The organism is Mesorhizobium sophorae, assembly GCF_002270415.1.
GTDB classification, from domain to species: Bacteria; Pseudomonadota; Alphaproteobacteria; order Rhizobiales; family Rhizobiaceae; genus Mesorhizobium; species Mesorhizobium sophorae.
This window is the reverse complement of record NZ_NNRI01000001.1, coordinates 195,546-210,750: the sequence shown is the minus strand read 5'-3', so window position 1 is coordinate 210,750 and position 15,205 is coordinate 195,546. Positions and strand designations below refer to the sequence as shown.

The following is a 15,205-nucleotide window of genomic DNA, read 5'->3' as shown; positions in this document are numbered from 1 at the left end:
CAAAGGCCCGGCGTGGCGGCCGGGCTATGGAAGGGATCTGATGTGAGGTCCTTCAGCATGGCTCACCCCTTCGGCCCGACGGCGCCGGATGGACGCGCGGGCACATCCACGGTGAAGCCAGCCGAGGTGAACTTGCCGCTTTCGTCGAAGACGCCGACGTCGAGGCTCGTCGCTCCGCCCGGCACCCTGACGGCGATCCGGAAGGCGTTGTTGGCTATGTTCGGCAGATTGAGGTTGCCAACGATCGTGCCGTGGTCCCTGTCGACCACGAAGTAGGTCGTCGAGCCGCCCGTCATGCCGGTTGGGATCAAGCCGGAGATCGTGATCTCGATCGCGGCAAGCACTGCTGCGTAGCCCATGATACCCTCCTCCGTCAGCGGCGCCCGCGCCGCGGTGTTCCTTGTCAGTTTCCATCGTCCGCCGAGCGTCGGCGACCCAACCAGGTCGGTGGCGGCCGCAACCGGCGCCCCCGCCGCGCGCGCCAGCGCATCGACAAAATCGGTTCCGGCAGCGCCGGCGCCCGCGTCACAGCTCCACAGAAGCAGCTCGCCGGAGCCACCCAATGCCTGGCCGATCGTGGCGAGATCGGCCTCATCGTGCTGCAGCGTGCGCGCCGACCAATCGCCGGCCGCGAAGCACACCCGCCCGGGCGCGCCGTGCGCGATCACGTGCACGGCGTCGAGGCGGTCACGAGCTTCGAGCGCCCGTGCCATCTGGCGCGCGGCCGGGGATTTGGCATCAAGCACGATCGCCTCGACCCTTGGCCTCAAATTGCCGAGGATCTTGCCTAGATCGGATACCGAGGGATCGACGAAAACGAGTTCGGTGGCGCTGGCCATGGCGAGATCCCGTTGGTTCCAACTGGGTTCAAGCTGAGAGCATCCGCCGGCGACGCCCGGCACGACGGGGTCGGGCGCGCGGGCAGGCCGCGCGGTGCTGAGATTTTCATGGAGGGCGGAACAGCGGCGGCCAAGCTGCCAGCCGCCGGCTGCGGCGGTCCGTCGCCGCTGTCGGATTGCGGACCTATCGACGCCGGAAATCGCTCCGCGCCGGACCCAACTCGCACGCAATCTCACCCCACCCACGACACACTCCCGCCACTGGTCACGCCGACGGATCGGCGTCCAAACGCGAGGGAACTCTGGAACGGGAAACCTGTCCGCCTCCGTGGGCGGGCAACGTTGACGCGGCTTTCAAGGCGCGCTCAAAGAACGCGCCTCCATCATCGCCCGCGATGTGGCTTAACGACCCCCAGATCCTTCCCCAAAACTTCGCAGGACGTCGGCAACCCTACCGCGCGACCTACGGACACACCCCGTGTCACACATTAGTAAAATCGAAAATTAGGGATTTGTAAACTATAAAGTGGAGATTTGGTGAATGGCCAGGAACAAGATGGCCAAACTTGGCCAGTATCGAAGAGCCGAAGCCGCGCAGATTCTTTTTGAAAATCGCAGGCTTGGCGGCTTCATTTCCGTTTGCGCCGACTTACTAAAATAATCGCCTCGCCAGGCCGATCCGCTGCCCTCGCTGGAAGCCAGAGATGGCCGGCGGAGGGCTTTCCGCAAGACGATGCCGCACCGACAAGAAGTGGAAACGCGCGAACTTCCAGCGAAGTCCGCGCGCCCCTTTTTCAAACCTGGACCAGTCTCCGGACGTGGTCCATTTAACATTCCTTACTTACTCATGCGGCTTCAAGAGATCCTTCAGGGTCGTCTTGATGGAATGATCGTCGCTGGCGTAGCCGGCGCCATGCTTGGTCTGGTCCGAGGTGAGATCCGAGCTCGCCCCCGACGGCTTGTTGTGGTTCTGGCCAAATCCGCTCATCGTCTTGAGGACATTGAGCAGATCTGTCGACACCGATGTAGACGCCAGGCCGATCAGGTTGCGGAACGACGCATGGCTGTCGTGATCACTGTTGCCATGTGTCGAGCCCGACTGCAGGAATTTTGCAGTGTCCTTGAGGCCGAGCGAGGTGGAGGTGACGTTGGCTTTGTGACCAGGGCCGTTTTCGCCATTGTTATGGTTCCCGGAACCACCAGGTGCATCCTGATCTCCATTGCCAAAGCCGTTATTGCCATGGTCGTGGTCATGATCACCTGTTCCACCGCCCGAGCCAGTGGCTCCGGTCGCACCTGTCGCACCAGCCGTACCAGTCGCACCTGTCGAGCCAGTAGCACCGGTCGAACCGGTGGCTCCTGTCGAGCCGGTGGCTCCGGTAGAGCCCGTTGCACCTGTGTCGCCAGTCGCTCCGGTCGAACCGGTCGCTCCGGTATCACCGGTCGCACCTGTGGCTCCAGTCGCTCCGGTGTCGCCGGTGGCGCCGGTCGAACCCGTCGCTCCGGTATCGCCGGTCGCACCCGTGGCTCCAGTTGCTCCAGTCGCTCCGGTATCACCCGTGGCGCCGGTCGAACCCGTCGCTCCGGTATCGCCGGTCGCACCCGTGGCTCCAGTGGCTCCAGTCGCCCCGGTGTCGCCGGTGGCTCCGGTAGAACCAGTCGCACCAGTATCGCCGGTCGCACCCGTGGCTCCGGTTGCTCCGGTCGCTCCGGTATCACCGGTGGCGCCGGTCGAGCCGGTCGCTCCGGTATCGCCGGTCGCACCCGTGGCTCCGGTTGCTCCGGTATCACCGGTGGCGCCGGTCGAGCCGGTCGCTCCGGTATCGCCGGTCGCACCCGTGGCTCCAGTTGCTCCGGTCGCTCCGGTGGCGCCGGTCGAGCCGGTCGCACCAGTATCGCCGGTCGCACCCGTGGCTCCGGTTGCTCCAGTCGCTCCGGTGTCGCCGGTGGCTCCGGTAGAACCCGTCGCTCCGGTATCGCCGGTCGCACCCGTGGCTCCGGTTGCTCCAGTCGCTCCGGTGTCGCCGGTGGCGCCGGTCGAACCCGTCGCTCCGGTATCGCCGGTCGCACCCGTGGCTCCGGTTGCTCCAGTCGCTCCGGTGTCGCCGGTGGCTCCGGTAGAACCCGTCGCTCCGGTATCGCCGGTCGCACCCGTGGCTCCGGTTGCTCCAGTCGCTCCGGTGGCGCCGGTGGCGCCGGTCGAACCCGTCGCTCCGGTATCGCCGGTCGCACCCGTGGCTCCAGTTGCCCCTGTCGCTCCGGTGTCGCCGGTGGCGCCAGTCGAACCGGTCGCTCCGGTATCGCCGGTCGCACCCGTGGCTCCAGTTGCTCCGGTCGAGCCAGTCGCTCCGGTATCGCCCGTCGCTCCAGTCGAGCCGGTTGCTCCAGTCGAGCCGGTCGAACCCGTCGCTCCAGTCGAGCCCGTCGCTCCGGTCGAGCCGGTATCACCAGTTGCACCGGTCGAGCCAGTTGCTCCGGTCGAGCCGGTATCACCAGTTGCACCGGTCGAGCCAGTTGCTCCGGTCGAGCCGGTGGCACCCGTCGAACCTGTCGCTCCGGTCGAGCCGGTCGAGCCGGTGGCTCCAGTCGAGCCGGTCGAACCCGTCGCACCAGTCGAGCCCGTCGCTCCGGTCGAGCCGGTATCACCAGTTGCACCTGTCGAGCCTGTCGCTCCGGTCGAACCAGTCGAGCCGGTCGCACCAGTCGAGCCAGTGGCTCCGGTCGAGCCTGTTGCTCCAGTCGAGCCGGTCGAACCCGTCGCTCCGGTCGAGCCGGTATCACCAGTTGCACCGGTCGAGCCAGTTGCTCCGGTCGAGCCGGTCGCACCAGTCGAGCCAGTGGCTCCGGTCGAGCCTGTTGCTCCAGTCGAGCCGGTCGAACCCGTCGCTCCGGTCGAGCCGGTATCACCAGTTGCACCGGTCGAGCCAGTTGCTCCGGTCGAGCCGGTGGCACCCGTCGAACCTGTCGCTCCGGTCGAGCCGGTCGAGCCTGTCGCTCCGGTCGAGCCGGTGGCTCCAGTCGAGCCGGTATCACCAGTTGCACCGGTCGAGCCAGTTGCTCCGGTCGAGCCGGTGGCACCCGTCGAACCTGTCGCTCCGGTCGAGCCGGTCGAGCCTGTCGCTCCGGTCGAGCCGGTGGCTCCAGTCGAGCCGGTTGCTCCAGTCGAGCCGGTCGAGCCCGTCGCTCCGGTCGAGCCGGTGGCTCCGGTCGAGCCGGTATCACCAGTTGCACCTGTCGAGCCAGTTGCGCCGGTCGAACCAGTCGCACCCGTCGAGCCAGTTGCGCCGGTCGAACCAGTCGAGCCAGTCGCACCAGTCGAGCCGGTGGCTCCGGTCGAGCCGGTTGCTCCAGTCGAACCGGTCGAGCCTGTCGCTCCGGTCGAACCGGTGGCGCCAGTCGAGCCAGTCGAACCCGTTGCACCAGTGTCGCCAGTCGCACCAGTCGAGCCGGTTGCTCCAGTCGAGCCCGTCGAGCCCGTCGCTCCAGTCGAGCCGGTGGCTCCAGTCGAGCCGGTTGCTCCTGTCGAGCCGGTTGAGCCTGTCGCTCCCGTCGAACCGGTGGCGCCAGTCGAGCCAGTCGAACCCGTTGCACCAGTGTCGCCAGTCGCACCTGTCGAGCCAGTTGCGCCGGTCGAACCAGTCGAGCCAGTCGCACCCGTCGAGCCGGTGGCTCCGGTCGAGCCGGTTGCTCCAGTCGAACCAGTCGCTCCAGTCGAACCAGTCGAACCCGTCGCACCAGTCGAGCCGGTGGCTCCGGTCGAGCCGGTTGCGCCGGTCGAACCAGTCGAACCCGTCGCACCAGTCGAGCCGGTGGCTCCGGTCGAGCCGGTTGCGCCGGTCGAACCAGTCGAACCCGTCGCACCTGTCGAGCCGGTGGCTCCGGTCGAGCCGGTTGCGCCAGTCGAGCCGGTAGAGCCTGTCGCTCCGGTCGAACCGGTGGCTCCGGTCGAGCCGGTTGCTCCGGTCGAACCAGTCGAGCCAGTCGCACCAGTCGAGCCGGTGGCTCCGGTCGAGCCGGTTGCTCCAGTCGAGCCGGTTGAGCCTGTCGCACCAGTCGAGCCTGTCGCTCCGGTCGAACCGGTGTCGCCAGTCGAACCAGTCGAACCCGTCGCACCAGTCGAGCCGGTGGCTCCGGTCGAGCCGGTTGCGCCAGTCGAGCCGGTTGAGCCTGTCGCTCCGGTCGAACCGGTGGCTCCGGTCGAGCCGGTTGCTCCGGTCGAACCAGTCGAGCCAGTCGCACCAGTCGAGCCGGTGGCTCCGGTCGAGCCGGTTGCTCCAGTCGAACCAGTCGAGCCAGTCGAGCCAGTTGCGCCAGTCGAACCAGTCGAACCAGTCGCACCTGTCGAGCCAGTTGCTCCGGTCGAGCCAGTCGCTCCGGTGTCGCCGGTTGCGCCGGTCGAGCCAGTCGCTCCGGTCGAGCCCGTTGCACCCGTGGTTCCTGTTGCACCAGTGTCGCCAGTCGCACCTGTCGAACCAGTCGCTCCGGTCGAACCGGAGGCGCCGGTCGAGCCAGTCGCTCCAGTATCACCCGTGGCACCAGTTGAGCCAGTCGCTCCGGTAGAGCCGGTTGCACCCGTGGTTCCTGTTGCACCAGTGCCGCCAGTCGCACCTGTCGAACCGGAGGCGCCGGTCGAGCCAGTCGCTCCGGTATCACCCGTGGCGCCGGTCGCACCTGTGGCTCCGGTTGCGCCGGTGGAGCCCGCGGCTCCGGTATCACCGGTGGCACCAGTCGAGCCGGTCGCTCCGGTAGAGCCCGTTGCACCCGTGGTTCCTGTTGCACCTGTGCCGCCAGTCGCACCTGTCGAACCGGAGGCGCCGGTCGAGCCAGTCGCTCCGGTATCACCCGTGGCGCCGGTCGCACCTGTGGCTCCGGTTGCGCCAGTAGAGCCCGCGGCTCCGGTGTCGCCCGTCGCGCCAGTCGCACCTGTCGAACCAGTCGCTCCGGTCGAACCGGCGGCGCCGGTCGAGCCAGTCGCTCCGGTATCGCCCGTCGCGCCTGTAGAACCCGTGGCGCCAGTGGAACCTGCGGCGCCGGTATCACCTGTGGCTCCGCCTGCGCCAGTCGCTCCCGTCGAGCCGCTCGCGCCAGTCGCTCCCGTCGAGCCGCTCGCGCCCGTGGCTCCGGTCGAGCCGCCTGCGCCAGTCGAACCCGTTGCACCCGTGGCGCCGGTATCACCTGTGGGTCCGCCTGCGCCAGTCGCACCCGTCGGGCCGCTCGCGCCAGTCGCACCCGTCGGGCCGCTCGCGCCCGTCGCACCCGTCGGGCCGCTTGCGCCAGTCGCACCGGTCGGGCCGCTCGCGCCAGTCGCACCGGTCGGGCCGCTCGCGCCAGTCGCACCGGTCGGGCCGCTCGCGCCAGTCGCACCGGTCGGGCCGCTTGCGCCAGTCGCACCGGTCGGGCCGCTCGCGCCAGTCGCACCGGTCGGGCCGCTCGCGCCGGTCGCACCTGTGGCTCCGGTCACACCTGTGCCAGTAGCTCCTGTCGCGCCCGTCGCTCCAGTTGCACCCGTGGCCCCGGTCGCACCCGCGCCGGTCGCTCCCGTAGCGCCGGTCGGGCCTGCCGGGCCCGTCGCGCCAACTGTACTGGTGCTGAAAGTACCCGTATCGAATTGATTGCCCCCGTTGCCGTTGGCAGGACCAAAGACAGGGCCGTCCGTTAAAACGTAAGAATTGCCGACGCCAGGCGTAAGTGTGCCGAACAAATTGAAGCCGCTGTCATAAATTTGATAGGTATGAGTTGGATCCGGTATTGTTATCGTTATAGCAAATTCGCTGGCAACGTTGTGACCCGATTGTGGAAGCGGAAAGCTGCCAACCAAAACATGAGGACTTAATGTTGTATCGATTAAGTAGTAGGTGTTAATAGTTGAGGAGCCGTTCTGGATGGTCAAGTTGCCAGTGATCGTCAGATCAACCGCAAGCACGCCGGCGTAATTTGCCATTCCATCTGGGGTCAGTGGCGGCACGGGCGCGCTTGCACGTGCGGACAGTTCCCAGGAGCCGCCCAAGGCGGCTGCACCAATCAGCGATCTCGATGCACGGACGTCCGCGCCGACGGCCTCTTCCAGCGCCGCCACGAAGGTCTCGCCCGCATCCCCTGACGCCGTCTCGCAGCTCCACAGCCGCAGCTCGCCGTCCGCGGCAAGCGCCCTGCCGATCGCGCCAAAATCGTCAGCCGCTTCCTTCAACGTCCCGGTCGACCACTCTCCGGACGTGAAGCCAACCCGGCCAGGCGCGCCATGTGCCATGATATGGATCGCATCGAGGCTTTCGTGCCCTGCGAGCGCGGCAGCGATCTGTTGTGCGGCCGGCCGGCGGCCATCGAGCACGACAGCCTGGACCTGCGGTCGCAAATTGCCGAGAACCGTCTCGAGGTCGGAGACTGAAGGATCCACGAAGAGAATTTCAGAGGCACGGGCCATGACTGGCTCCTGTTGGCTTCGAATTCGATTCAAGGGGAAACCGCCCACCGGCTTGGCCGGCGAGCGGTCGTGGGGAGAAGGAGCACGGGCGCCGTCATCTTCCGGACGGGCCGACGGCGCCGTCGGGATGTTTGACAGCAGGGCTCTCTACGCGGAGGAAGCTGCAGGCCTGGAAATTCCCGCCATCTTCAAACGTGCCAATCGCAAATGAGCCGGCTGCGGCTGGAACCTTGACAGTGAGAGCGACGGCGAGGCTTCGCTTGACGGCTTTGGGAAGAACGACCTGACCGACGATGGCGTTCTTGGCCGTGTCCAGAATAAAATAAGGCACGTTTTCGGTCGTATCGCCGATAGGTAAGACGCCTCTAACGGCGACTTCCATGACCGCAAACCCTGCTATGTAGCTCATCGTTGTTCTCCTCGGTCGGCGGCGGCTGGGCCACCTGCTTCTCTTGTTCGTACCCTTAGGTTCAATCGCTGGTTTCAATTGCCTCCGAGCGCACGCGCTCGCCGAAGCCGTTCGCGGCTGCTATCGGCCCCGCGCGCATCCGCGTATGACGGGCAGGTCTACGAGGCGGGCGGGCAAGGCTTGACGGCCTCTTCGTCACGCTCGATCGAACGGCGCGCCACTTGTCTTCGCTGAGGTGATTGAGAGGCCCGCAGGCACGTGGGCGTTCCCTGCCGGCGGCCGGCTGCGGATGATTGAGGGGGTGATCGAAGCGGGCGCCCGCGTCGCGGCCGCATCGTTTCATACGCGGTATCACACCTACCACAGCCAACTCCCGTTACGCGTGTCTCGATTTCTCGACGACGACTTGCGAGGGAACCGACTGCTAGCGAGGGAACATCGGGTTGGGAAAACGCTGGCCTTGAGTTCAAGGCGTCACGACGTCTTCACTTGCACGCCACCGCACACTCTATGCGCCCTCACGCACGAAGTGACTTGCTCCAGACACTCTCCAGGCTGACAGACTGCGCAGACCGACAGGCCTCCTGCCCGGTCCACGGCTACCCTCCCATGCACAAGACATTAGTAAAATCTAAAATTAGCAAGTTGTAAATAACCTTGTTAACAAATTGTTAATTGTTGATCACGGGCAACTACTTTTCGGTCGACATCTACATGGCGCTCGTGGGCCAAACGCGTCGAAAAATCCGAGGCTTAAAGGTGCCCCCTGGTTCGCGTCGTGCCCTCGACATCACGGCGAAGTGAGCGATCGACCCGAACGGAGCGTTTGCTCGCCAACGGCTGGTTCAGCGGGACGGCGAGACCCTTGCGGCGGCGGACAGCGCTAGCTAACAATGGATAGCGTGGGGGTCGCGTTTGCAAAGGAAGGGACGAACTATCCTTTGCACACGGGTCATGCGAATGGCCGAGGCAGGGGGGTATTGCACATGGGGCACGAAGGTCGGACAAATCCGCATCGGAGCGGATCGCTGCCCCAGACGGCACGACGGCATAAAAGTGACCGCCTCGACCCGCAGTTATCCGGGGAGCAGACAGTCAGCATATGACAAGCGGCAAGCGCCTCTGTCTCAACATGATCGTCAAGAACGAGATGGCAAACCTCGAGCGCTGTCTCGGCGCAGTTGCCAGCCACATCGACTGCTGGGTCATCGGCGATACCGGCTCGACCGACGGGACACAGGATTTCGTCAAATCGTTCTTCGCCGCCCGCAACCTGCCAGGCGAGCTGCACGAATTTCCATTCCACAATTTCGAGCAGGCGCGCAACGCCGCGCTCGATCACGCCTACGCCTCGCCGCTCGCTTATGACTATCTGCTGTTCGACGACGCCGACATGGAACTGATGGTCGAGGATACGGGCTTCCGCGAGGGGCTCGACGGTCCGGGCTACCGGCTGCTGCAACGCTCGGATTCCGGCCTCGCCTATTGGAACACGCGCATTGTCAGGCGCGATGCGGGCGCACGCTACCGTGGTGTAACACACGAATATCTCGACGTGCCCGGCGGCGTGCAGGAACTACGCAGCGCCTGGTACAAGGACCACGCCAGCGGCTCGAACCGGGTGGACAAATTCGAGCGCGATGCCAGGCTTTTGCTGGAGGCGCTTGAAAAGGATCCGGATAATCAGCGCTACTGGTTCTACCTGGCGCAATCCTACCGCGACGCCGGGCGGACGGCGGAGGCCGCGGTGGCTTACGCCAAGCGCGCCGCGATGGGCGGCTGGGACGAGGAGGCGTGGAACGCCCGGCTGCAAGAGGCGCGCTGTCTGCGCACGCTCGGCGACGAGGCTGGCTTCATCGGCCAGGCGCTTGCCGCCTTCAATCAGCGGCCGCAACGTGCCGAGCCGCTCTATGACCTGGCGCGGTTCTACCGCGAGAAGGGGATGAATGACGCCAGCGTGCTGTTTTCGGAAGCCGGGCTGGCGATCAAGCGACCCGACCAGGACATCCTGTTTATCGAGGACTACGCCTACACGACAGGCCTGCTGGAGGAGTACGCGATCGCGGCAAACTACGCGCGCGATCCCGTGCGCAAGGACCGCGGCTTCGCGGCGTGCAACTGGCTGGCGCTGAACCGGACCATCGCCGATGGCCCCAGGGAATTGGCGTGGTCGAACCTGTTCTTCTATGTGCAGCCCGCCAAGACGGTGATGCCGTCCTTCAGCGCGCGTCCGGTCGGTTTCATGGCGCCCGACGGCTATCGGCCGTCAAACCCGTCGGTGACCCTGTCGGGCGGCCAGATCGTGCTGTTGCAGCGGACGGTGAATTTCACCCGGACCGAAGACAACCTTCGATACGACACGCCGGACGGAGTGCCGGTTCACACGCGCAATTTCCTGCTCCGATTGAGCGATGAACTCGCCATCCAGTCCGCGAGCGAGATTTTGCCGCCGGCCGACATGCCGAAACTCACGCGCGACCGGGTTCTTGAGGATATGCGCCCGTTCGGCTGGCGCGATGCGCTGTGGGGCGTCTCGTGCGTGCGCGAACTGAAACCGGACGGTCAGTGCGAACAGGTCATCGCGCGCATCGACGAGGGTGGCGCCAGCCGGCTGACCGACTGGCGCGTGCTCCATCCGGCAGGACCGCGGGTGCACGAGAAGAACTGGATGCCGCAAGTCAAGCCTGCCGCGGGCGGAGAGAAGCTGCAATTCATCTGTTTCGGTGACTCCCTCCGGATAGTGGACGAGCATGCTGCGACCGTCCTTGAGACGTCTCCCGCGATCGCGACCCATAAGTTCGGGGGAGGAACCCAACTGATCGCTTTCGCCGGCGGTTGGCTGACATTGATTCAGGAAGTGCAATGGAGGTTTGCGGAGAAGCTCCATTGGTGCATGCATCGGTTCGTCTGGTTCGACGAAACAAGCGTTCTGCGAAAAGTGAGCCGTCCGTTCTTCTTCAACAAAAAAGGCCCTGAATTCGCTGCAGGTCTAGCCTGGCATCCGGATGACGCGCGTTTGCTGATTTCTTACAGCGTGGCCGACAGCGAGTCCTGGATCGCGACCGTCGATGCGGGTGAGGTCCAGGCCTTGCTGGAGGATGTGGATAGCCTGCCATCGGGTGTGGCCGACACAGCGTCCAGGCTGACGCTGTCGTCGCCGGCCTCGCGGCTCCAGCCAGATTATTCAGCGCATACCGCTCCTCCAACGGAAACGCGGATGAAGCCTGACCGTGATGGCGCGGCGGGGGACAGAAGCGGGGTGCTGGTCGAAGCCATCGCCTCCGGCCGCGTGAAGTCAACGGAGGAGTTCTTCTATGAGCTTGCGCCGTTTCTGCGCGACGTCGATTCTCCCCGGGAGCGGCAGGAACGATCGCGCCAGTTCGACGCGCGGATCAATCCCTTCCTTGGCAGCGACGATACCGCACTTCCCCAGATCAACTGCTTCTATCAGGTGATGTCCGACAAGGCCGAGCATCCTACCCTGATTGCCGCAACAGCGTCGATGCGAGCGGCGGGCCATCCGGTGCGGGTATGGAGCTATGCACCGGAGAAGCTCGAATTTCTCATCCCGCATGGGATCGAAATCCGCAATGCCGACGACGTCATGCCGCGCGCCATGTTCGAGCGGATCGTCGCCGGCTCCGAGATCAGGTATTTCAGCGACGTCTTCCGCTACGCCGTGCTGTACGAGCATGGCGGGCTATGGATGGATTGCGATGTCGTCATGCTGCGGCCCTTCCCCTTCCGCGGCGATCATTTCTTCAATCTGCAATGGCGGGGAGCGCACAAGGGCCACTTCATCTGCGGCAACGTCATGTATGCCCAGGCCTACAGCCGCCACCTGAGGGCGCTCTACGAGATTTCGATCGAACGTTTCCATCATGCCGACGGCAAGGAGTTTGGAGATATCGGCCCCAAGCTGCTGTCTGACTATATTGCCTCCAATAGGGGATCCGAACTGCAAGAATGGGTGTTCAGCCCGATGTTCTTCAACACGATCGATTGGACTGAGATCGACCGGTTCGAGAAGCCGATAGCGGAACTGGCTGACTATCTGAACGATGATCGCGTAGTCGGCCTCCATCTTTGGACGGCGCGAAACGACGCTCAACCGGGCGGCGAAGGGGCGCCGCTGATCTCTCAGCTGATCAGCCCGCTCGACAGTTTCCCCACATTCACAAGTCTCGCCGACCGCTTCAACACCGACAAGAACCGGCACACAGGCAACCGCCATTGCTACGCAAGGATCTACGATCGCCTGCTGTCGGCCCGACGGCTGTCCATGCGGCGGCTGATGGAAATCGGCCTATACACTATTTTCAGGGAAGGCAGCCAGACCGAGATGCCTTCAGTCAGCCTGTGGCAGAGCTATTTTCCGTTCTGTCAGGTGATCGGTGTCGACCTGACGGATTTTTCGCGGCTCAACGACGAAAGATTCAAATCGTTCGTCTGCAACCAGTCCAAGCTGGACGATCTGCGCGGCGTCGCTGCGAAGCTCGAACGGGGATCGCTCGACGTGATCATCGACGACGGCAGCCACGCCTCGTTCGACGAGCAGTTGACGCTCCGCGAGTTCTTCCCGCTGCTCGCCGAGGGTGGCTGGTACTTCATCGAGGATCTCGATTGGCAGCCGCCGGGCGAGGACGCCGGCAAGATCACGCTTACCAAGAACCTGCTGCGGGAGATCCAGCAGCATGGCAGCGCGCGCTCGGTCGATCCGCTGGGTGTGAACGCGCTTGCCGATCAGTTCGCCGAGATCCTGTTCTTCGACAGTCACTACGAGCTGAATCGGGCAAGGCTGCTCGGTGGGCTGGTGGCTATCCGCAAGGGCGCGTCGGGCATGTCCACCAGGCGAGGTGTATCATCGCACGTTGAGTGAAGGGGCTTGATTTGAAAGTTGCGGTCTACACCATCGCCTTGAACGAAGCCGCAAACGCGGAGCGCTGGGCCAATTCGGCCGTCGGCGCCGACTATCGCATTGTGGTCGACACCGGCAGCACGGACGGCACAGTGGAGCGACTAAACGAGGCGGGGGTGACAGTATACAGGATAGCAGTCCGCCCGTGGCGCTTCGACGACGCCCGCAACGCCGCCATGGCCCTGATCCCGCCTGACGTTGATGTATGCTGTACGATGGACATGGACCGGTTTCTCGAGCCAGGCTGGCGGGCGAAACTTGAGGCTGCCTGGACCCCCGAGACGACAGCCCTTTACTGCCAGACGATCTACAGATCGAGTGTCGAGGACCCGACACCGCTGCGAAGCTGGCCGGCGAAGAACTTTCACCATCGCTGGGGATATCGCTTCAAGCGGCCCGTCCACGAGGCTCTGGTCTTCACCGGAGACAGGGAAGTCACCACGAACAGCAGTGACATCGTCATGTTCGAGGTGCAGGACCTCGCCAAGCCAACAAGGAGCAACTACCTGCCGCTGATGGAAGTGGCACATAAGGAGGACCCCGGCGACGCTCAAATATGCTTCTGGCTCGGACGGGACTTGATGTGGGCCAACCAGCCAGAGCGGGCCGTCCAACTGCTTGAGCACTACCTTGCATTGCCGACAAGCACATGGGGCGAAGAACGCTCCGAGGCAATGCGCTACATCGCGCGCATGCAACCGGAGCAGAAATTGTCCTGGCTGGACAAAGCACGGATGGAGGCCCCCCATCGGCGCGAAATCTGGCTGGACATGGCCGAAGAGTTCCATGGCAAGGCCGACTGGCTGAACCTGCTCTGGGCCTGCAGCAATGGGATCGAGAAGACGCGCCGCACCGGCAGTTATCTGGACGAAGCGCATTGCTGGGGGGCTCGGCTGTACGAGCTTGGCGCCACGGCAGCATGGAAACTCAATTCGATGGATCAAGCTGTGGAATGGGGGCAAAAGGCGGTCGAACTGGATGCCGGCAATCAGCGGCTCAAGAACAATGTTGATTTTTTCATCAAACACCGACTGCGGCTTGCGCGCAGCCACACGAGCGGTCCGTCTTTCAAACCCGCGCGGTTGTTCACAGCGTTCGGCACTGTGCTGTATGTCGACCAACTTACAGGCGAATTGCGACACGGCCCCGTCGAAAGCGTCCCGGCAAACGTCTTTTTTGAACCGGAGATGCGTTTGGCAGGCGGATACCGGCAGGGTCGGTTGCTCAATGCCGGCATCGGTTTGCCCGAACCGGTCCTTTGCTTTCATGACGCCTGTTTGACCGCCTCACAGGCGAAACGGCAGAATCGGCCGGCAGATGCGGACGCGCTCGAATTGATCCCCCTCGAACGTGGTTTGCTGGCGCTGAGATCCGGTGGCCTGTTTCTGTCGGCCATACCTAATGGCCACGTGGAACTCAGGGCCCCTGTTTGCAGCACTTGGGAATTGTTCATCGCTTCGGAAAACTGGTGCACGGAAAGCAGCCGGGAGACGATCCAATGGCGAACCGACCACGCCGATTTCGACAAGAGCCGGATTCAAAGCCACATCGTCCATCCCACCATTCGAGCTGCCGCAGACACGCTGTCCCGCGCTCCCCGCAAGGCCGTCATCTGCGACATCGGCTGGCTATCGTCCTATCTTGCAGACGAGCACTTCTATTTGGTTCGGCTATTGAATGAAGACTATGACTTCGACATCATAGATTGCAGATCGACGAACTTTGCCGCCGAAAGCACAATAGAGCGCCTGAACTCATATTCGGCTCTCTTGATAGCCTACCAGGGTGGCATATCCATACCTCTCGATGCTTTTTCAGCACTTAAGTTTTTGAAAATAGATGACCTTGTAAGTTACAATCCAAGCTATGATACTTTGCTGCGCTCCCTTGTCGCTTCATCCGATGTCGTCATAAGCCCATATGCGTACGAGTTTCAGAACCACTTCACCCATCGTGCAGTGAACTGGGTTCCATATTCGTCGGCGATGGAAGGTTGCAAAGGCTTCGAGCGTATCGTGTTCAATGAAACCCCGATTTCCAAGGTTCTCGTGTCGGGGAGCATCGCGGCGGATCGACCTCTGAGGAAATATGCGGCCGGTCTCGACTCCAGCAAGGTGGCCGTATTGGATCATCCTGGCTACGCGGGAGAATACAACGACGACAGCCCAGCCATTGTTAGAGTACGATACTACGAGGAACTCTCAAAATACCTTTGCTGCTTTTGCGATGGCCATTCTTATCGCTACATTCATCTCAAGAATTTTGAAATCGCATCGGCAGGTTCATTGCTTTTGACCGATCGCTTGATCGAAAAGGAAATGAACGAACTCGGTTTCGTAGATCACGAAACATGCATTTTTGCTGCGAGAGAGGATTTTCTGGAAAAGGTGGATTGGATTCTGGACGACCGCAACCGCCCCGCTGTGGACGAGATCAGATCTGCCGGAATGCGTCTTGTTAAAGCAAGGCATATGACGCGGCACCGCGCGCTTCAGATCGACAATTTGGTCAATTATTATGTGCTTGGTGCCGGAACCGTTGATCATTCAAGATAATCTATGCGAAATTTTCCCAATTTTTTACTGAAGTGGAGAAGAGAAACTACTAATTTCGCAGAA

5 protein-coding genes are annotated in these 15,205 nt (G+C 63.2%); 2 read left to right on the top strand and 3 right to left on the bottom strand.

The annotated features are described in order from the left end of the window. Window positions 1–62: 62 nt before the first annotated feature. The 3 genes from CGZ66_RS00855 to CGZ66_RS00840 all read right to left on the bottom strand — a co-directional run bounded on the left by CGZ66_RS00855 (window position 63) and on the right by CGZ66_RS00840 (window position 7,669). A complete protein-coding gene (locus CGZ66_RS00855; RefSeq protein WP_095080545.1) occupies window positions 63–839 on the bottom strand; it encodes a DUF4347 domain-containing protein in 777 nt (258 codons plus the stop codon). An 841-nt stretch (window positions 840–1,680) separates the two neighbouring features. Next, window positions 1,681–7,260, bottom strand: coding sequence for a DUF4347 domain-containing protein (locus CGZ66_RS40250; protein ID WP_143748633.1), 5,580 nt, complete (start codon window positions 7,258–7,260; stop codon window positions 1,681–1,683). 94 nt (window positions 7,261–7,354) lie between these two features. Further along, window positions 7,355–7,669 carry a hypothetical protein gene (locus CGZ66_RS00840; protein WP_143748632.1) on the bottom strand — a complete coding sequence of 105 codons (315 nt, stop codon included), beginning with the start codon at window positions 7,667–7,669 and terminating at the stop codon, window positions 7,355–7,357. A 1,102-nt stretch (window positions 7,670–8,771) separates the two neighbouring features. On the opposite strand from CGZ66_RS00840, the gene CGZ66_RS00835 reads away from it, so the two are divergent. Continuing rightward, entirely contained in the window at window positions 8,772–12,548 is a 3,777-nt protein-coding gene (locus tag CGZ66_RS00835; protein WP_095080542.1) for a glycosyltransferase, read from the top strand. 11 nt (window positions 12,549–12,559) lie between these two features. Then, window positions 12,560–15,142, top strand: a complete 2,583-nt coding sequence (locus CGZ66_RS00830) for a glycosyltransferase family protein (protein WP_167391935.1) — start codon at window positions 12,560–12,562, stop codon at window positions 15,140–15,142. The last annotated feature ends 63 nt before the right edge of the window (window positions 15,143–15,205 follow it).